The following is a 19617-nucleotide window of genomic DNA, read 5'->3' as shown; positions in this document are numbered from 1 at the left end:
ATTAAGAGATCAAAGTTTTATGCCATTGAACCTTTAAAAAAATAGATCTTAATCTGAATATATTTTTTAGATTTATGAGCTGAAACATTACTAGTCCAAAAAATCCTTAAGCCCATATAAGCATGAAATTTCATAATATAATTAAGACGGACGACTCAAAAACTACGTTACTTATCCGTCTCATGGTCGGTACGGTATTTCTTTCAGAAGGCATTCAAAAATTTCTGTTTCCCGCTCTTCGCGGCGTAGGCCGTTTCCAAAAAATGGGACTGCCTTCTCCTGAATTCTTGGGAAACCTTGTTGCTGGCTTAGAAATAATCTGTGGAATACTAATTTTGATTGGATTTATCACAAGATTGGCAGGCATTCCTCTTTTAGTAATAATGGTTGCAGCTATAGCCACTACCAAATTCAAAATTCTTGCCCAAGATGGCTTTTGGGAAATGATGCATGAGAGCCGCACAGATTGGGCAATGCTAATGGGAAGCATTTTTCTTATTATTAAAGGTGCCGGCTATTGGTCAGCTGACAAAACTTTAATGAAAAATGGAGCATAATGCAACCCTTAAAGAAATTGCACGGGTATTCCTAAAGCTGGGAACAATTGGCTTTGGCGGACCTGCTGCGCACATAGCCATGATGCACAAAGAAGTGGTCTCGAAATACAAATGGCTAAATGAACAGCATTTTCTGGATCTGCTTGGAGCTACCAACCTTATTCCTGGACCGAACAGCACCGAAATGGCTATTCATATAGGTTATGTCAAAGGAGGCTGGAAGGGTTTGCTAACTGCCGGGTGCTGTTTTATCATGCCAGCCGTATTGATAACTGGGATTCTGGCACACCTATACAGTCTTTATGGACAGCTCCCTGAAGTACAGCCGTTCATTTATGGCATCAAACCAGCTATTATAGCCATTATTATTGGAGCAGTCTCACCATTAGCTGTAAAGTCGGTAAAATCTATATTTTTAGGTTTGATCGCAATAGCTGTCCTTACAGCTACTATCTTCGGAGCTAATGAAATTTATCTGCTCTTCGGATCGGGACTTCTGGCCATGGCTGTTTTTTATATTCAAAAAATGAGAATTGACGGACTTGGCAGCCTTGCTCCATTTGCTTTAATGTCATTGCCTCAAACCGGATTTTGGACAACAGTAAATTCTAAACTCTTTTTAACGTTTCTAAAAATAGGTGCTATTCTCTACGGAAGCGGATATGTGCTGTTTGCATTTTTGGATGCTGAATTAACAACCAAGGGTCTACTTACAAAGCAGGAATTAATGGGTGCCATTGCTGTAGGCCAATTTACACCTGGTCCTGTATTTTCTTCTGTAACTTTTATCGGCTATCAAATAAACGGCCTTTCAGGAGCAGTGATATCGACTGTCGCAATTTTTCTGCCATCTTTTATTTTCGTTGTACTGCTTAACTTTATAATGAAACGATTACGAAGGGCAAAAGGATTATCTATTTTTATTGATGCAGTAAATGCTGCTTCTATAGCAATAATAGCCGCTTTGTGCATATCTATGGCCGAAGAAACTATTACTGATTGGCGAACAGTTTTAATTGCAAGCATTAGCGGTATTACAGTTTTTACCTTAAAAAAATTAAATACTGCCTTAGTAGTTTTGGGAGGCGCATTGCTGGGCTACCTTCTGACTTATATTTAGCACATAATGCAAAAATTTTGATTGCTAATACACATAAAAAAACGTAAAATAATCCACTTTCTAACCAGCTTCCTCACTACTATCCTGTCTAATAGCAAAACGCCACCTAATTTTCCGCAGGAAAATCATTGGAAATCATTTCGAGCTTATCTCTGCTTATAGGCTTGTTTATAAAACGGATGACCAGAGGATTGCTTTGGGCGCGCTCAATGTCATCGGGATGCAGAGAAGTGGTTAGCATTAAAATTATACATTTGGCTTTAATCACCTCTGGAAAAGTGGCATACTGCTCCAGAAACTCGTATCCATCCATGCCCGGCATGCTGATGTCTAGAAAAATAAAATCCGGTAAAGCATCAGGCTCATCTTCCAATGCTATAAGATATTCCAATGCCTGCTGAGCAGATTCACACAGAATAGTCTCTTGGGCAAAACTGCATTTTTCAATCATTTTTTTTGCAATAAATCGGTCTGTCGGATTGTCATCGACAACAAGAACCTTTTTGTAAAATGTTTTTTGAGAAGCTGCTTCCATCAATTAATATTTTTTATCATCTGTCTGTTTGGAATTTGAATATAAAAAGCGGTTCCCTCTCCCACTTTGGAAGTTACCTTTATCTGGCCTCCAAGTTTGTTGAGAGCCTCCTTTGCAATATAGAGCCCAAGCCCTGATCCTACCGCCTTGTTGGATGCACGATAAAACATATCATATATTTTAGGCAGGGACTCTTCTGGAATGCCTATTCCGTTATCACTAATTACAATATGCGTTTCATCTTCCAAAATGTCAATTTCAATTTTAACAAAAGGATTTTTCTTTTCGGTATCTTGATAACGAATTGCATTTGAAATGAGATTATTTAGAATATTGTTAAGCCTGCTTTTATCAGAAAAAACAGGGCTGTCCCCTCTAATAGCGGTGATAAAATCAACGCTGCGGCTATTATCGCCCATGAATTTTAGATTCTGCTCTATGTCATTCAAAAGCTCTTTGTAACTAATCGAGTCATTGCTTACATCAGTGCGGAGATTACGCGAATAGTCTAAAATATCACAGATAAAGGTGTCCAGCCTTTCTGCATTGCCTTTCAAAGCTTCTAAATATTCCAAAGTATGGCCTTCTTCTGTCTCGTCTTTTGCAATTTCAATCAGCCCCAGCATGGAATTTAGTGGTGCTCTTAGGTCGTGGGAAGCACTATACACAAAGTGGTCTAATTCATAATTGGCTCTTTTAAGTTCCATATTTTCAATTTCTTTTTTCTTGAAAATAAGATCGATATGCATTTCGCTGTATTTCTTAAACTGGTAGGCCCACAGTCCGCAAACTGAGAAAATAGCCGCCACAAGAACAATATGGAATATAAAGGTTTGCAGCGACATATGATCCAACTGCGTAAAATAAATGCCGCCTACCCCTGAGTACTGCATATAGGCAAACAGGGCGTGATGCACTATCACGATGATTAGAAGAGGAATCTGTAATTTCCATTTCTGATATGTAATCAATATGGCGCTGGAAAGAAATGCCGTAAAGTGCATTTCAAACAGGCCATGCATTTGATAGATAAATTGGGCCATAAAGATTCCTAAAACAGCACTTAAAACATACTGGTAGAAGTCTGAATCAGCAAGAGCCATTTTTGCCGAAAAATAGGCCACCAATAATAGGCCACCCACTCCAACTGCTATCTGCCAGGTATCATAAAAAGTAGCCAGAAACAAGCCAAAAGCAAAAAAGGTGAAAATAAAATAATTGGCTAAACGATCCGATTTGGTTTTAATAGCTGATAAAAATTCAGCAATATGGGCTGATTGGTCTAGGTTTTCGTCTTTTTGCTTCATTTGCATCTCTTAAGCTATTTAAGGTTAAAACGATCTATACTGTAAAAATAAATCCCAATTTTAGCATTCTAAAAGCATCAGGCCATCAAACGTTCTGTGGCTATCTAAAAACTGTTACTACAATTCTGAGATACTTTTCTTCGAGATGATTTTCAAGCTGCCGAACATTTGCATAAGTTCAGCATGTCTTCAAGATTTGGAACTGGGCTTGAACTAAAATACAAAATTTTTAAGACAATTGTAATAAGAGCATTGCAAAAAACAGGAAAATGATACCATCAATATCATCCCTCAACAAAATTTTCACATCACCACCCAAAATAAAAACATAAAATATTACAATAGTTAATTTCCCTTTTACCTGCTCTAAATACTGAAATCTTAAAAATTCATGTTAAAAAATTACGCAATCGGTTGTTTTTTAATCTCTTTTATTATTAAATTAGCAATGAAAAACCTACAAGAAGTTGTAGGTTAATTTACTAACTAATTAAACCAATTAAAGTTATGAAAAGAGTAAAAAAAGTGATTTTTCTATTTCTGGCGATTATTCCTCTGATGGAATTATATGCATGGCCTGGAATGCCTTTGCCTCCTCTACATGTTGATGGCAAGAATCTAAAAGATCCCTGCGGAAAAAATGTATTGCTGCACGGGGTAGCCATAACTCCCAGTCCCTGGTTCAATGGCTGTTCTTATGGCCAATGTCGCTGGGATAATTATAATGTTCAGGGATGTCTGAATTACAATAATGCCGTTATGGATGCGCTCACAAACACAGCCAATGGATGGAAATTAAATTACATAAGACTCCATATCGATCCCTACTGGACTAACACACCAGGATGCACAGCTGGAGAAAATAACATCTCGTGCTTTGATTATAATAGACTGGTTACTTATGTAAACCAAGTCATAATCCCTCTAATCAACCACGCCAGAAGCAGAGGGCTTTATGTTGTGCTTCGCCCTCCTGGAGTATGTCCCAATCGAATTGCCTATGGAGACAGCTACCATAATTATTTAAGAACGGTTTGGCAATATCTATCGAGTCATCCCAACTTAAAAAATGTAGACAATGTTATGTTTGAAATTGCCAATGAACCTATAGAAATACTAGGAACAAATGGAAACTGGGGCGCAACAGGTGATGAGCACTTTGCCGCATTGAAGAACTTCTTCCAAGATATTGTAAATAGAATTAGGTCTAATGGTGCAAATAATGTCTGCTGGATACCGGGAACAGGATACCAATCCCATTATCAGGGATATCCAAACCATTTGATAACAGGTGGCAATATTGGTTATGCTGTACATGTCTATCCAGGGTATTGGGGAGCAAATGCTGAAAATACAACCAGCTTCAATAATGCTTGGAATGCCAATGTGCAACCGATTGCTAATATAGCGCCAATTATGATAACAGAAACCGATTGGTCACCTACTGGAGCAGAGACATGGGGAACTGGAACAACAAGCGGTTTTGGACTTAACCTGAAGGGCAGAATCGATGCCACAGGAAATTGCAGCTGGAATCTACTGGCACCCGAGGGACTTATAACCAATGCAGATCCCTACAATGTTACAACTGCTTTCAACAATAACTGGGAGGCGTGCGCTGCGCCAGTCAAACAGTGGTTCTCTGAATATGCAAACAGCAACATTCCGTCGCAAACCTGCACTACTCTAGTAAACAATGGAGTCTATGAAATTGAATTTAAAACAAATTCGAATAAAGTGGTAGACCTTATGTATGGAACCAATGCAAATGGCACTGCCATCCGACCTTGGGATCGATTGGGCACAACAGCACAGCAGTGGATTGCCATTGATGCAGGAAACGGGTATTGGCGTTTTAAATCCAATGCAAGCTCAACTGGACGTGTAATAGATCTTGAAAGTGCAGATCCAACAAATGGGAAATCGATAAGGCTTTGGGACAATTATACTAATGATGCCCAAAAATGGCTGGTAACCGATGTTGGCAACGGCTATTACAGCATAAAATCAGCAGTTGACACCACAAAAGGCTGGGACACATCCAACTGCAATATGGATGGAACAGCAAATCTCCAACTTTGGGAATATTATGGGACTTCATGCCAACTATTTAAATTCAATAAAATAGGAACGACTTCAAAAAGTGCCGTTGCACAGAATATTTCAGCAGATAATATAGAAATAGATGCTGGCGTACAGATATATCCAAATCCGTCAAAGGGTGGAGAGTTTAATATCCATTTCACTTCAGAGTCAGATAAAGAGTATTCTCTGACTATATACTCAATTGGCGGCGAACTGGTTTATGAAGCAAAAAATCTGAAAGCCAATGCTAGTCAAACTATTAGAACAAAACTTAGCAAAGGCATATATGTAGCAAGGGTCCTTCAAGATTCATCTGCTGCATCCAAAAAAATAGTCGTTGAATAAAGACAAAACTTTTATAACTATCAATCATATAAATACCAAGCCACTGTTTTAGATCTTCACTTAAACAGTGGTTTTTTCTTTTCTTCTGCTGCCATCATGAAAATAAAAACACTGATTTAATTAACGTATAGTAGCAAATCTCTGCGCCCCATATCCACATGCACTTCCTCTCATATTTTCCATCTTTATTCATCTCATTCCATTCAAAGTAACGCTAAGCAATGCTGTGAATTCTTGGCAGGAAAACTTCAGCCATCATACATCTAGCACTTCCGCCTCCGCAAGCTTCAATTGTATCTAAACTTGAACTTAAAATTTCTGCATGATTTTCTAATTGGGCAATTTGTTTCGGAGTCAAGCATTGATGTGCTGAAGCACTCATTACAATATATCTCTTATCATCTTTCCCTCTAACTTCCAGCATATTTCCAGCAAAATTATTTACCTGATCTTCTGTGATTAAAATGATTTCTTTTTTATCTTCTTTGAGATGATTCAAAACCATTTTGCGCTCTTTTTCATCATCAATAGAATCTGCGCAAATAACAGCAAAAGTTTCGCCTAAGCACATCATCACATTAGTATGATAAATCAGTTTCCGCTTTCCATTTACAGTTTGAAAAGCTTTAAAAATTACTGGTGTATAATCAAAGTTTTGGCAGAATTTAATAACCAATTCTTCATCTGCGCGAGGCGACAAAGCACAATATGCTTTTGCGTTGGCACGATCTAAAAGTAAACTTCCGGTTCCTTCTAAGAAAATGCCTTCTTCTTCTGCCGCGTTATAATAAATAATATTAGAAATCTCGAAGCCTTTTTTTTCCAAAATATCCAAGATATCATCACGACGTTCCAGACGACGGTTTTCTGCAAACATAGGATACAATACTACATCACCATGCTCATGAAATGAAACCCAATTGTTTGGAAAAATACTATCTGGAGTATCGGTTTCTATAATGTCATCAACAACAGTTACATCGACACCAACAGCCCTTAGCTTTTCTACAAAAGCATCAAATTCCTGCTGCGCTTTAGCATTAACAGTATCTGGCAAAAGTCCATTCAATACTTTCTGGTAATAATTATTCACTGCCGTCTGTTCATTCATTCTGAATGCTACGGGTCTAATCATTAGGATTGCATTTGTTGTCTGTTTCATTTCTATTTTTTTTTGTTTTAAATTTCAAGTGTCAAATTCTGGAAAAACTTGAAACCTGAAACTTGAAACAATTATTTAATCCCTAATTAATGGCAAAGTTGAACATCTCAACAGACCTTCTTGTTTTGAAATTTCGGCATACGGAATTTCTTCAACAGTAAAACCATTTTCACGAAGCCAGTTATTTAATCTCGTAAAATTCTTCTCAGAGACCACCACATCTTCATCTATTGAAAATACATTCGAAAACATATTATACATTTCTTCTCTTTCGATATGAAATAAGTTTTCTTTTCCGAAAAGTTCAACCAAATACAAATAATCTGCCTCTTCGCGGAAACCTCTTTTATAGATAATCCCTTTATCTTTTCCTACTGGCTGAAAACAGCAGTCTAAATGCAAAGCGTTGTCTCTTGCTTCTAACTTAGATTTTACTAAATCAAACTCTTTTACAATTTTATGAGGAAACAGAGATTTGATATAATTTACGCCATGCATATTGGTTCTTGCAGTTATGTAATCTTTATAATCGCTCCCTTTATAAGTTCCTATAAAAATATGGTCTTTCCAAAGCATAACATCGCCGCCTTCTATATGAACTTCTGCTGGCGGACGAACAATTTTTAATGGATCAATCTGATCAATTACATATTGAATCGCGTCCAGTTCGCGTTCTCTGTCAGGCAAAATGTTAGATTTTACAAAAACATCATCAATGACAAATCCAATATCACGGGCAAAAATCTGATTGTAATTTTCAATCGTTTCTGGGCGATACACTTTTACGCCATATTTTTTAAAAACGGCATTGAAAGCCTTCATTTCAGCAACCATATCCTTTTCCACAGGATAAGTTCCTGCCTTAATATGTTCCAAGGATTTGGGGTCATAAGCCTCTTCTATAGATGGAGTTGGACCATTGCTGACAGCTGAACCCAAAACTACAGCGCGAAGGCGAGACGTTTCGTTCTTTACATTTAACCGCAGCAAGAATCTATTATATTTTTGAAGATAATGGTACATCTTGTATTGTATTGGTATTTTATTTTTGAGAGTTAATTATTCTATTGCGTTTCCCTTATTCATTGAGTTTGCCATTTTCTACGAACCATTTTTTCCATGTGCCTCCAGTTCCATCAATCCAATTATTTAAATTAAATGTATTAGTTCCAGCACTAGTTCCTTTAACCTCGTAAACGCTAATGGCAACCTTATTCAGATTCCATTCCAATGGATTGTTTGGTTTGCAAATTTCTGGCTTGTTGTTTGGAATTTCTGTATTTGGCATTATAAAATAGGCAACATCATCTTTAGAAGGATAATTTCCAAAGACTCTTGCAATTCCTTTTTCGTCTATACAAACGGAAGTGTATTCATCGCAAGCTATTCCTTTTCCTTGAACTTTATAATCATTTATAATTCGGGCTAAAAAAGCAATATGTCTTCCTTTTCTATCGGGATTATCATAATGGGTATCGGTAATGACATCTTTTAAAATTGCATTATCTAAAAAAGACTCGTTGGATATTGTGACTTTAGTATCAAAAGGATTTAACAATGCTTCTTGAGAAGTGATCGTGCCATTTTGAGCCGAAAAATAATATCCTCCCTGAATCGCCATACCAGCACTGGTTCCGCCCACGACAACTTTTCTATTGATTATTGCTTCATTGATAGCTTCAGAAATTGGCGTGTTTCTCCAATACGAAATATATTCCCACTGATCTCCTCCTGCAAACCAAATTGCTTCCGCATTATTTATTTTTTCGATTATATACGCATCAGAACTCGCTTTGGCATTTTTAAAAACAATAGTTTCAACAGAATTAATAGCGATTCCTAAAGAGGTATACAAATACGAATTATAGCCATCAGTTCCAGAAGTACGTAATATTAAAACATCTCCGCCATCTGCCCTATTTAAAAACCATTTCATTGCCTGATCGTTTTCGGTTGCTCCTCCCATCAAGCAAATTCCTCCCTTTGGGGCTGTAATTTTATCTACTTTATTTCCTGTAAAGTAAGACACATAGTTTTTTGCTTCTGGTGTTTTTGGAACCGAATTTTCCGTATTGTTTTCAGAAGAGCAAGCGCTCAAAATAAACAGAAAAGTTATTGTTAGTGTTTTCATTTAGTCTGATTTTACCAATTGAATAAATATAAAGGGGGAAGAATCAGCAGCATTGATGCTATTAAAAATACCACCATTCGAGGCAGCATCCATTTAAACCACTTGCTATAAGGTATTTTAGCCAAAGAAAGCGCTCCCATTGTAACTCCGCTTGTTGGAATAATAAGATTAGTAAAGCCGTCTCCTAATTGAAAAGTCAGCACTGCCATTTGTCGGCTTATTTCTGAGGCATCACAAATCGGAATAATAATGGGCATGGTCAAAGAAGCTTGTCCCGATCCTGACGGAATGAAAAAGTTTAAAAATGATTGGAAAAAAAAGATGCATTCAGCAGATACAGCCTTTGGCGTGTTTTGGGTTATTGATACAATAGAATTAAGTATCGTGTCAATAATTTTGCCTTCTTGTGTAATAATTAGAAGTCCTTTGGCCAGTCCGATTACCAATGCTGCAGTCATCATGTCTTTAGCTCCCAATACAAAAGCATCTATCGCTTTTGATATTGACATTCTGTAAACAATGGAGACAAAAATAGCTAAGGCCAAAAACAAAGCAGCGATTTCGTTTATGTACCAATTATAATTGCTCACCCCGTAAATTAAAATGAGAATGGTTGCAAAAAGTGCATATAAAATTATTTTCCTAGCGGTGTCTAATTTAAAGTCAGATGTCTCAAGATTGCTATTCTCTTTTTCATCGGCAATGCCAAACAATAGGCTTTTCTTAGGATCTTTTCCAATTTTTATTGCATAATGCGTAATTACGAAGCAAGCACATGTTGTTAAAATAAACCAGACAAAAATCCTATATTCCATTCCGCTAAAAATTGGAATTTGTGCTATACCTTGTGCAATGCCAATAGTAAATGGATTGCTAAAGGCACCTCCAAAACCAACGCCAGTTCCTACAATTGGAATTGCCGCTCCAACAATTGCATCATAACCCATTGCTTTTGCCATGGGTACGGTAATCAGAATAAAGATTAAAATCTCTTCGCTCATTCCAAAAGTAGCTCCTGCAAAAGAAAATAATACAATTAAAAATGGAACAATAAAAATTTTATGTTTTGGCCTTTTATGGCTAAACTCAATTACATTAAAAAGTCCTGCGTTTATTGCGCCCGTCATGTTTATAATAGAAAACGCTCCTCCCACCAGAAAGACAAAAGCAATAATTTGAGATGCCGAAATAAATCCTTTAATCGGAGCTTCCAAAAAAGCTTTGATTCCTTGAGGAGATGCTTGTACAGACTTGTAAGAACCTGCAATAATTTTCTCCGTTCCGTTTGCAATCGTACGATCGAATTCTCCTGACGGAATTATCCATGTCAGACCTATAAAGAGAAGTGTAATTACTAGAATTATAGTAATTGTATCTGGGAATTTTTCTAATATTTTCATTTTTTTTATAATTTAAATTTCTCTCCCGGCAGAAGAATTTCTAATCTAATATCTTTACTTCCTAATAGTCCGCTTTTGACTTGGATATTTGTTTTATTTGTTTTTCTTATAATGACCACTTGCGAATCTCCAGTAACTCTTGCATCGTCACCTTGTACCACTATAGCGGTCGATTCATCAATGCCGATTCCTAAATAATCTGGATTTTCCATAGCAACCGACAATAAACGGTTCATTCGCATTCGGTAAATGAAATGTTGATCGATAATGGCATTTGGCAGCAAACCCAATCCCGTTGCTAATTCAAAATTTTTTGCTTCGATGCTATGGAATTCTCCAGTATAAGTTGGGTGCTTCAATTCATTTCCTGAAATCATTTTTGTGCTCATTACTGCTGCGCCAGCACTTGTTCCTGCTATGGTTGCCCCATTTTGATAGGCAGAATGAATGGCTTTATAAACAGGGGTATTCAAAACTGATTTCATAAACAAATTTTGATCTCCACCAGTAATATAAATTAGGCTAGTTTTTTTTAGAGAATCAATCTGTACTTTTGGCTGGCTGATTCGATTAAAATTAAAAGCCTTTATCTTGTTTGAATTTATACCTAATCCAATAAATTGTTTTGCCGTATAATAAACTGCCGAATCGGGTTCTTCGCTAGCCATTGGAAGTATCACCATAAAGTTTTCTTTATTTAGATTACTAACTGCAATCAATTCAGAAACCAATTTATCAGATTTTTTTCCGCCACCAATTATGAATAGCTTTCCTTTAGTTTTAAGCTCTTCAACATTGTTAAGCTTTGATTGGCAAGAACACAACAGTAGTAAACACAAGATTACAAAAAACGGAATAGATTTCATGATATGATTTTAGTGTTATACTTCTTCGTTATCCCAGATATATACTTTTTTTTCTTTCTTTTTTTCACACACAAATCCACGGTACATTCCTTGAGAATTATATGAAAAATTAATATTTCCGTCTTTGTCAATTGCAATAAGCCCTCCTTCTCCGCCCAGCTTTGTCAAATGGCCTTTTATCGTTACTTCGGTTGCCTGCTCTAGAGACATTTTTCCAAATTCCATTAAATTTGAAACCATGGAAGATACTGTGGCTCTAATAAAATATTCTCCAACACCAGTGCAAGAGACGCCGCAAGTCTTATTATTGGCATAAGTCCCGGCTCCAATAATCGCGGAGTCGCCAATTCGTCCATCCAATTTATTAGTCATTCCTCCTGTCGAAGTCGCTGCGGCTATATTGCCATTTCTATCAATAGCAACTGCGCCAACAGTTCCCATCTTTAAGTTGGTATGATCGAGAAAAGTTGCTGTTTCAGAGATTTTTTTTGCCTCCAAAAATTGTTCTTTTCTAAAATCAGTATCAAAGTAATGGTTTTCTACTAATTCGTGATTAGTTTGTTCTGCCAAATTATCGGCAGCTTCACCAGAAATCATGATAAGGTCTTTATATCCTAATAAACTTTTGGCGAATAAAACGGGATTTTTAATTTTCATACTGTTTGCTACCGATCCAGCCTCTAACGTAGCGCCATCCATTATTGAAGCTTCTAATAGATGTTTGCCTTCTCGAGAATAAACGGCTCCCTTTCCCGCATTAAAATGAATGCTATTCTCTAAAGCTACTACGGCAGCAGCGACCGCATCAACGGCATTACCGCCTTTTGCTAAGATCTCTTCTCCTGCATTAAGAGCAAGAATAAGATCCTCTTTTATCATTTTTTTATCTGTTGGTGATAGATTCTCGGGAGTTATCACACCCGCACCTCCGTGTATACAAAGTGCAAACGGCGTTTTATTTGTCATTTCTTTTTCTTTTTTTGAATTTAAAGAAGACTGCTAAGCGACATACATTTTTTGTAAATGAATCCCGCATTAGCAGCTTCCTGGGGGATTTTTTTAGTATCCTGGATTTTGTTCTAACTTGCCTTGGGCAATTGTAATTTCGTTTTGCGGTATTGGATAAGTTGTTCTGAAAGCAGGAATATTCAAAATTGAAGTTGCTCTGCCTAATCGAACGATAGTAAACCATTGGTGTCCTTCAAAACCTAATTCCCTTTTGTTTTCTTCAATCAAAATAGTAACAAAAGCATCTAGATTTGGAATTTGGGCTAAAGTGTAAGGCTTACTCGGTAAAGCTCTTTGACGCACCACATTTAAATCAGCCAAAGCCGAAGTTAAATCTTGAGGAGTTTTCTTTGCCAAAGCTTCTGCACGAATCAGATAGATTTCTGAAAGTTTAATGATAATGGCATTTCCGTCTATTTCGCTGTCACGAGTTCCATATTTATCACAAAAAACTTCTTTTCCCGAATCGTAATATTTATAACTTCTTGGATCGTCGTCATCGTCCATTGGTTTGAAAAAATTACTGTAATCAGCAGAAACTTCCGGAGGTGAAACTGATAAAAATTCGGTTAAACTATTACCATCAATTCCTAAAAACTGTAACTCTAGGATAGCTTCAGACGAACCTTCAACATCATAAATATCATTAAATTTTGTATTTAATTTATACGTACTATTGCTAATTACTTTACTGGCATACAATATGGCATTATCATAATCGCCTTGATAGAGATAAACCCTTGCAAGCAAAGCTTCAGCAGCAGCTTTTGTAATAAAAAATCTATTGCTGTCATATTTCAAAATTGCAATGGCATCTTTTAAGTCTGAAATAATTTGCTGATAAGACTGAGCAACAGTAGATCTGGAAATTTCTTTAGCAGATTTTGCATCCAAATATTTAGTTGAAATTGGAACACCATATTTTGAGTTTGGATCTGTAAACTGCCCGAATTGGCGCAACGCATCAAAATGTCCTAGTGCTCTGCAAAAAAGTGCAGTTCCTTTAGAATTGTCATCTTTCAGCTCAAGCTCTTCCATTTTCTGCAAAATCAAGTTGCTGGCATTTACAAGTGTATAAACATTTACCCAATTGCTTTGAATATAAGCATTTGATGGTGGTACAATAGCGTTGTCCAACTGGGTAAAACGCTCTTGAAAACCGGTCGCATCTGCATTGCCTCCCGTTAATTCCTGAGCCAATATAAATTCACCTCCGTAGTATGTTCCGCTTTGCATCACATCATACAGTCCTACAGCGGCGGCTTTTAATGAAATATTATCAGTTATGGCAGTTGCCGCCGGAATTTCATCATCTAATTTTGTGTCCAGTACATCATCACATCCTAAAACTGTAAAAGCAAGTAACACAGACAAGAATACATATATCTTTTTATTTTTCATGATTTCAAATTTTAAAATGTTGTACTTAATCCTAATGTAAAAGTGCGTGCCTGACCTAAAGTTCCAAAATCTTCCCCTTGCAGAATATTCAAATCTTCCTGACTTGAAGTATTTGTAGAAACTTCAGGATCGAAACCTAAATAATCGGTTATAGTAAATAGGTTTTGAGCTTGGATATAAAGAGAAAGACTATTCAAACCAATTTTGCGAATCACATTAGAAGGCAGCTTATAAGCAAGACTTAAAGTTTTCAATCTGATATAATCTCCATCTTCCAAAAATTGCGTGCTAAAGCGCTGCATCTGTCCATCTTTTGTAGAAGGCCTTGGCACATCAGTAATTTGCCCTGGCGTTCTCCAATAATTATCATATACTCTTTCGCTAATATTAGAATATGGGATGCCGCTTTTTGTATACCCATAATTATCGTAAACATGACGGCTTTGATTGAATATTTTGTTTCCTCCAGAGAACACAAAGTTTGCCGTCAAAGTAAATCCTTTGTAGCTGAAATTGTTGCTCCATCCGCCAAAATAAGTTGGCAATGCGCCTCCAACCATTTGTCTGTCAGAGAAATCGATTATTCCATCTTTATTTATGTCATCAAATTTTGCGTCTCCAGTTTGTGGATCCACACCCAAAAATTTAATTAAATATAGAGTGCTTACTTCTTGTCCTTCCTTCAAAATATGATTTCTTCCCACTTCTTCACCGTCATTCATCAATTTTTTAATCTTGTTGTCAAGCAACGTTAGATTAACCCCTGTATTCCATTTAAAATCATCTCCATCAAAGACGGCTGCATTAATTCCAAATTCAAAACCTTTATTTTCTATAGCTCCAACATTTTGATAAACAGAATTGAAACCAGTAAGTCCCGAAACTTTTGCTTGCAATAAAAGATCATCTGTTTGCTTGTTGAAATAATCGGCCGTTAAAGTGATTCGGTTTTTAAACAATCCAAAATCTAAACCTATATCAAGTTGCTTTGTTTTTTCCCAACCCAAGTCCGGATTTTCTAATCGGTTAGGTGCTATTCCCGGAACTCCGTTATAATTAGCATTTAGAGTATAAGTTCCTCTCCAATTTGAACCAATTTCTTGGTTTCCTGTAAGTCCGTAACTAGCTCTTATTTTAAAATCAGAAATACTTTCACTTTTAAAGAATTTTTCTTTATTAACTCTCCAAGCCAACGATCCTGATGGGAAATAGCCATATTGATTATTCTCTCCAAAACGTGAAGAACCATCAGCTCTCACTGTAAATGATGCTATATATTTATCATCGTAAACATAATTTGCTCTTCCAAAAAAAGATTGCAAACCATATTGGTTTTTACCCGAAGTACTAGCAATAATAGTACTTGCAGCCGAAATACTAGATGTAGTGTTAGTAGCGTATCCGACACCAGATTGGTCAGAAAAACGAGTTTCATTTTCTTGTATTGTCCATCCTAAAATAGCTCCGAAATTATGCTTTTCGCCAAATTGTTTATTGTAATTTAAAGTGTTTTCTACCAACCAATTGGTTTCTTCATAAGTTGCAAAAATACCTTCACCTGTCTTCGATTTATTTGTGCCAGAAGGAACATAAGAATCCTCGACTAGGTTGGAATACTCTAATGAAAAAGCCGATTTAAACTTTAAATCTGGAATAATTTTCCATTCAACATATGCTGTACCCTGCACGCGAGTAGATTGAGAAGTGTTTTTGTACTCTTTGGCAATTTGAACAGGATTTTCAAGCGGCCACCAAGTGTTGTATTTAAAAGGGTTGGTATACTTCCCATTTTCATCATAAATAGGTTCTGTAGGATCCCAACCTTGTGCATTGATTACAACTCCATATTCATCATTTTCGCCAATTGTTCGCTGATGGTTACTTCGTGTAATAAAAAAAGTATTTCCTATTTTGAATTTTTCATTAATATTATGATCCAGATTCATACGGGCACTTAATCTCTTAAAGCCTTGACCTATTTGAATTCCTTCCTGATTATAATAATTTCCGCTCAGATAATAGCTCGTTTTTTCGCTTCCGCCCTTAACACTAAGATCTAAATTTTGCGTTACACCAACTCTAAAGATTTCATCGTAGATATTGGTATTGATTCCTTTTGAAGTATCGATCCAATCAAAATAATCAGAACCTAGTCCGTCAAATTCTGCAGCGGTGTTAAAAAACTTTTTAAACTTCTCGCTGTCAACCATTTTTGGATATTTCGAAATTTCAGCAAAAGAAGTGTAATAATTAACATCTACAATACTTTTACCTGTTTTACCTCTTTTTGTGGTAATTAAGATTACTCCGTTAGCACCTCTTGATCCATAAATGGCGGCTGCGGCAGCATCTTTTAAAACTGTAAAAGATTCAATATCATTCGGGCTCAAATCTGCTAATGGATTAACTGGCTGTATATTTGCATTTAGTGCCGAATTATTTCTAGACACTATTGGAATTCCGTCTATGATATACAAAGGCTGGCTGCTCGCTGATATAGAAGAAACACCACGAATATTAACGCTCACAGCACTTCCTGGTGTAGCCGATGACGAACTTATATTCACCCCAGGAGTCTGTCCTTGCAAACTGTTTTCAAAACTTGAAGAAGTTCCCTGAGGCAAATCTTTGGTTTTTATAGATTGTATACTAGAACTCACATCTTTTTTAGATTGCGTTCCATAACCAATAATTACTACTTCATCTAGGCTTTGGCCTTGACCGGAAGTCATAGAAATAGTATAATTGGATTTTTCGTCTATCGTAACTTTTTGGGTTTGATATCCGATATAAGAAAGTTCTATCGAAGTGCTGTTTTCAGGTATTTGAAGTTGAAATTTTCCATCAAAATCTGTAATTGTACTTGCTTTTGAATTAGGAACAATAACATTGACGCCTACCATGGGTATATTGGATTGTTTGTCTGTAACAGTTCCTTTTATAGTTTTTTGTGCATATGTTGTAATACATGACAACAACACAATAATCAGTTTTATTTTATTGGTTAGTTTCATTTTCTTAGTTTAAAATTTAATAAAATTGACAATAGAAACACCTCGACTATTCATGAAAATGAAGAGTTTTGGCATAAAAATCTGTAAACTGAGAAGTGAAACTTTTTAACAATTAAATATTGGCTGCAAACCTTTTAGATAAAGTGATTTGCAATCAATACAACGATATAATAAATTGGTAAAATTCATTTGGTTAGGTTTGGTTGAGAAAATAAAAAATACAATAATGATACTAAACACTTAAGAATAGTGTTTGCATATCAATTCTTCAACAATTAAAGATAGGCTGAAGACCTCTTAGAGTAAGAGATTTTGATTTTGTGACTGTATTTGCTTTTCCTGCAATCAAAATAGAGTGGTATTATTTGACGATAAAATTAGAAAAAAAATTGAATTAAAAAATAAAAATCATATTTTTAATTAAACTTTATCCATACTTTTAGTTTTTAAGCTGACTTTTCCGCATAATTTTAAGAGTTTAACCAAATAAAACAAAAAGAATTTATAAATAATACAGAACTAAGAAGTTCTTTTCCAATAGCCTTTAACAATAACAAATATCAAAGTTATTAAGTCAATCTATCAATTTATTGATCATGCCATTAAAAATAAAACCATGGAAAGGCAGCACAGCATACCAGTACAACCTTCCGAGAATTCCTGATGGCTTAAAAGTTGCTGCCTGATATAATGTATTATTAAAAATTTTGAATTCGAGCCATGCCTCTCCCGGAAGTTTCATCTCTGCATAGAGAATTAATTTTCCTTCTTCCTTATTAGCATACACCACACGCCAAAAATCAAGAGCATCTCCTGCATGTATATCATGTTTATTCGTTCTTCCTCGTCGAACTCCAACACCTCCAAAAAGCTTATCAATAAATCCCCTCAAACCCCAAAGCCAATCACCATAATACCATCCGGTTTCTCCTCCTATAGACCAAATTTTAGCAATAGTATAGTCTCTGTTTATAATTTTTCTTTTTCTTCTATCTATAAAACAATCCTTTTTAGGAACCTTTAAATAATATGAGATACTTCCTTTAAACTGTCCGCTTATTTGCGCGTCTTTCCAGCTCGAAGCTACTTCATCTTGGTCAATTTTTACAATTGCTTTTTGTAATGCATGACGGTAACTCATAGGTTTTATATCCAACAACTCATTGATCCTATTGTCCCTGCAAACCACTTCTACTCTCATACTGCTCACCAATGCCGAAGCCAGTTTAAAAGAAGTGGAAGTAATGAAATATAACCAATAGGAAGACAACTTAGGCGTCATTACTGGCAGTGTATAAATAAATCTTTTGAGTTTTTTAATCTTTGCAAATTCTAGCAACATTTCCTTGTATGTAAGAATATCTGGCCCGCCAATATCAAAACTCGCGTTGTATGTTTTAGGGTTTAGCAGTGATTTCATTAAAAATTCTAAAACATCGGCAATGGCAATAGGCTGGCATTTAGTATTAAGCCATTTTGGTGTAATCATTACAGGCAGTTTATGGACCAAATCCCGTATAATTTCAAAAGACGCACTGCCTGAACCTACTATAATTCCTGCTCTCAAGGTTGTTGTTGGAGTTTTACCACTTTTTAGGATTTCTTCTACCGCCTTTCTAGAAGCCAAATGTTTAGATAAGGATTTATCATTGACAATTCCGCTTAAATAAATAATTTGCCTAGCGCTTGTATCATTTATCTTTTTTTTGAAATTACTTGCAGAAATCCTTTCAAGCTCATCATAATTGTCAGCGCTAGACATGGAATGAATAAGGTAATACGCGGCATCAATATCATTAGGAATAGTTTCTACACTTTTATATTGCAAAAAATCAACCTCAAGAAGTCTAACGTTTGCTGAATACTTTTCAGGATAAAAAAATCTGTTCTTGTCCCGTACACAGCAGATTACTTCATGCCCCTCTTCAAGTAGTAAGGGCAGAATTCTTTTGCCAATATATCCTGTTGAGCCGGTTAATAGAATTTTCATGATGACATATTAAATTTTAAAGCTGACCAAGCCACAATCCATTTGAAAAATTTGTCCCGAAATAGATCCTGCCGCATCTGAAATAAGATAATCTGCCATTTTAGCCACTTCTTTAGGCTGTAAATATCTTTTTAAAGGATGACGTTCAGACATGTTTTCTTTCATACGATCATTTCTGAGGATTGAAGCTGACAATGGAGTTTCTGTAATAGTAGGTGCAATAGCGTTAATACGGATTGCGGGAGCGAGCTCTGCACCTAATGATTTAACAAGACCTTCTACTCCACCCTTTGCTGCAGCAACACTAGCATGATAAGGCATTCCAAGTTTTACTGCAACTGTGCTGAAAAGGACCACAGACGGATTTGTGCCTTTTTTTAAGGCTGGCAGATAATGCTGTATTACTTTCACAGCACCAATAACATTGATTTCGAAATCATTTCTGAAATCATCAATGCTTAAACTCAGAATAGGTTTCAGATTTATAAAACCTGGACAGTAAACAATAGCATCAATTTTCTCAATTTCTGGAAGCGCGTCCTTTAAAATGTCTGCCGTAAAATGAATTAAGTTAGGATGTGAAATATTAGGAGCAGTTCTGCTAATGTTATAAACTTGCTTCGTTCCCAATTGCTCCAATACTATTGCTTCTCCAATTCCTCCGCTTCCTCCTATTACAAGTATTTTTTCCATAAA

At 36.1% G+C, this 19617-nt stretch carries 15 protein-coding genes; 3 read left to right on the top strand and 12 right to left on the bottom strand.

Features of this window, described 5'->3' with window-relative positions:
- Positions 1–122 precede the first annotated feature (122 nt).
- Both BB050_RS17125 and chrA read left to right on the top strand, forming a co-directional pair.
- Positions 123–557: a DoxX family protein gene (locus tag BB050_RS17125; protein WP_066034431.1), complete on the top strand. Its 435-nt coding sequence runs from the start codon at positions 123–125 to the stop codon at positions 555–557.
- Positions 547–1677: a chromate efflux transporter gene (chrA, locus tag BB050_RS17120; protein ID WP_066034430.1), complete on the top strand. Its 1131-nt coding sequence runs from the start codon at positions 547–549 to the stop codon at positions 1675–1677. Before BB050_RS17125 ends, chrA begins: the two co-directional genes overlap by 11 nt.
- A 106-nt stretch (positions 1678–1783) precedes the next feature.
- On the opposite strand, the gene BB050_RS17115 is transcribed toward chrA, so the two are convergent.
- A complete protein-coding gene (locus BB050_RS17115) occupies positions 1784–2212 on the bottom strand; it encodes a response regulator (RefSeq protein WP_066034429.1) in 429 nt (142 codons plus the stop codon).
- Entirely contained in the window at positions 2212–3519 is a 1308-nt protein-coding gene (locus tag BB050_RS17110) for a sensor histidine kinase (RefSeq protein WP_236940354.1), read from the bottom strand. Before BB050_RS17110 ends, BB050_RS17115 begins: the two co-directional genes overlap by 1 nt.
- Positions 3520–4026: 507 nt before the next feature.
- On the opposite strand from BB050_RS17110, the gene BB050_RS17105 reads away from it, so the two are divergent.
- On the top strand, positions 4027–5949 hold the full coding sequence (locus tag BB050_RS17105) for an RICIN domain-containing protein (RefSeq protein ID WP_066034427.1): 1923 nt from the start codon (positions 4027–4029) through the stop codon (positions 5947–5949).
- 214 nt (positions 5950–6163) lie between these two features.
- Here the strand turns inward: BB050_RS17105 and ctlX are convergent, their stop codons facing one another.
- The 10 genes from ctlX to BB050_RS17055 all read right to left on the bottom strand — a co-directional run bounded on the left by ctlX (position 6164) and on the right by BB050_RS17055 (position 19614).
- A complete protein-coding gene (gene ctlX / locus BB050_RS17100; protein WP_066034426.1) occupies positions 6164–7111 on the bottom strand; it encodes a citrulline utilization hydrolase CtlX in 948 nt (315 codons plus the stop codon).
- Between the two features lie 75 nt (positions 7112–7186).
- Positions 7187–8101 carry a dimethylarginine dimethylaminohydrolase family protein gene (locus BB050_RS17095; RefSeq protein ID WP_066035215.1) on the bottom strand — a complete coding sequence of 305 codons (915 nt, stop codon included), beginning with the start codon at positions 8099–8101 and terminating at the stop codon, positions 7187–7189.
- 88 nt (positions 8102–8189) lie between these two features.
- A complete protein-coding gene (locus BB050_RS17090; protein ID WP_066034425.1) occupies positions 8190–9242 on the bottom strand; it encodes a cyanophycinase in 1053 nt (350 codons plus the stop codon).
- 11 nt (positions 9243–9253) lie between these two features.
- A complete protein-coding gene (locus BB050_RS17085; RefSeq protein ID WP_066034424.1) occupies positions 9254–10642 on the bottom strand; it encodes a YfcC family protein in 1389 nt (462 codons plus the stop codon).
- A gap of 5 nt (positions 10643–10647) precedes the next feature.
- Positions 10648–11508: a cyanophycinase gene (locus tag BB050_RS17080; RefSeq protein WP_066034423.1), complete on the bottom strand. Its 861-nt coding sequence runs from the start codon at positions 11506–11508 to the stop codon at positions 10648–10650.
- A gap of 15 nt (positions 11509–11523) precedes the next feature.
- Positions 11524–12474: an isoaspartyl peptidase/L-asparaginase family protein gene (locus tag BB050_RS17075; protein ID WP_066034422.1), complete on the bottom strand. Its 951-nt coding sequence runs from the start codon at positions 12472–12474 to the stop codon at positions 11524–11526.
- Between the two features lie 93 nt (positions 12475–12567).
- Entirely contained in the window at positions 12568–13917 is a 1350-nt protein-coding gene (locus tag BB050_RS17070; protein ID WP_066034421.1) for a RagB/SusD family nutrient uptake outer membrane protein, read from the bottom strand.
- Positions 13918–13928: 11 nt separating this feature from the next.
- Positions 13929–16931 carry a SusC/RagA family TonB-linked outer membrane protein gene (locus tag BB050_RS17065; protein WP_066034420.1) on the bottom strand — a complete coding sequence of 1001 codons (3003 nt, stop codon included), beginning with the start codon at positions 16929–16931 and terminating at the stop codon, positions 13929–13931.
- A gap of 574 nt (positions 16932–17505) precedes the next feature.
- Positions 17506–18921, bottom strand: coding sequence for an SDR family oxidoreductase (locus BB050_RS17060; RefSeq protein ID WP_066034419.1), 1416 nt, complete (start codon positions 18919–18921; stop codon positions 17506–17508).
- 9 nt (positions 18922–18930) lie between these two features.
- On the bottom strand, positions 18931–19614 hold the full coding sequence (locus BB050_RS17055; protein ID WP_066034418.1) for an SDR family NAD(P)-dependent oxidoreductase: 684 nt from the start codon (positions 19612–19614) through the stop codon (positions 18931–18933).
- Positions 19615–19617: the final 3 nt, after the last annotated feature.

It is taken from the genome of Flavobacterium anhuiense, from assembly GCF_001705175.1.
Taxonomy (GTDB): Bacteria; Bacteroidota; Bacteroidia; order Flavobacteriales; family Flavobacteriaceae; genus Flavobacterium; species Flavobacterium anhuiense.
The sequence above is the reverse complement of the archived record's forward strand: the minus strand, read 5'-3'. Positions and strand labels throughout refer to the sequence as shown.

Excerpts from the sequence above, each read along its gene's own strand:
- BB050_RS17125 (WP_066034431.1), top strand. The coding sequence starts at position 123 with ATGAAATTTCATAATATAATTAAGACGGACGACTCAAAAACTACGTTA.
- chrA (WP_066034430.1), top strand. The coding sequence starts at position 547 with ATGGAGCATAATGCAACCCTTAAAGAAATTGCACGGGTATTCCTAAAG.
- BB050_RS17115 (WP_066034429.1), bottom strand. The coding sequence starts at position 2,212 with ATGGAAGCAGCTTCTCAAAAAACATTTTACAAAAAGGTTCTTGTTGTC.
- BB050_RS17110 (WP_236940354.1), bottom strand. The coding sequence starts at position 3,519 with ATGAAGCAAAAAGACGAAAACCTAGACCAATCAGCCCATATTGCTGAA.
- BB050_RS17105 (WP_066034427.1), top strand. The coding sequence starts at position 4,027 with ATGAAAAGAGTAAAAAAAGTGATTTTTCTATTTCTGGCGATTATTCCT.
- ctlX (WP_066034426.1), bottom strand. The coding sequence starts at position 7,111 with ATGAAACAGACAACAAATGCAATCCTAATGATTAGACCCGTAGCATTC.
- BB050_RS17090 (WP_066034425.1), bottom strand. The coding sequence starts at position 9,242 with ATGAAAACACTAACAATAACTTTTCTGTTTATTTTGAGCGCTTGCTCT.
- BB050_RS17085 (WP_066034424.1), bottom strand. The coding sequence starts at position 10,642 with ATGAAAATATTAGAAAAATTCCCAGATACAATTACTATAATTCTAGTA.
- BB050_RS17080 (WP_066034423.1), bottom strand. The coding sequence starts at position 11,508 with ATGAAATCTATTCCGTTTTTTGTAATCTTGTGTTTACTACTGTTGTGT.
- BB050_RS17075 (WP_066034422.1), bottom strand. The coding sequence starts at position 12,474 with ATGACAAATAAAACGCCGTTTGCACTTTGTATACACGGAGGTGCGGGT.
- BB050_RS17070 (WP_066034421.1), bottom strand. The coding sequence starts at position 13,917 with ATGAAAAATAAAAAGATATATGTATTCTTGTCTGTGTTACTTGCTTTT.
- BB050_RS17065 (WP_066034420.1), bottom strand. The coding sequence starts at position 16,931 with ATGAAACTAACCAATAAAATAAAACTGATTATTGTGTTGTTGTCATGT.
- BB050_RS17060 (WP_066034419.1), bottom strand. The coding sequence starts at position 18,921 with ATGAAAATTCTATTAACCGGCTCAACAGGATATATTGGCAAAAGAATT.
- BB050_RS17055 (WP_066034418.1), bottom strand. The coding sequence starts at position 19,614 with ATGGAAAAAATACTTGTAATAGGAGGAAGCGGAGGAATTGGAGAAGCA.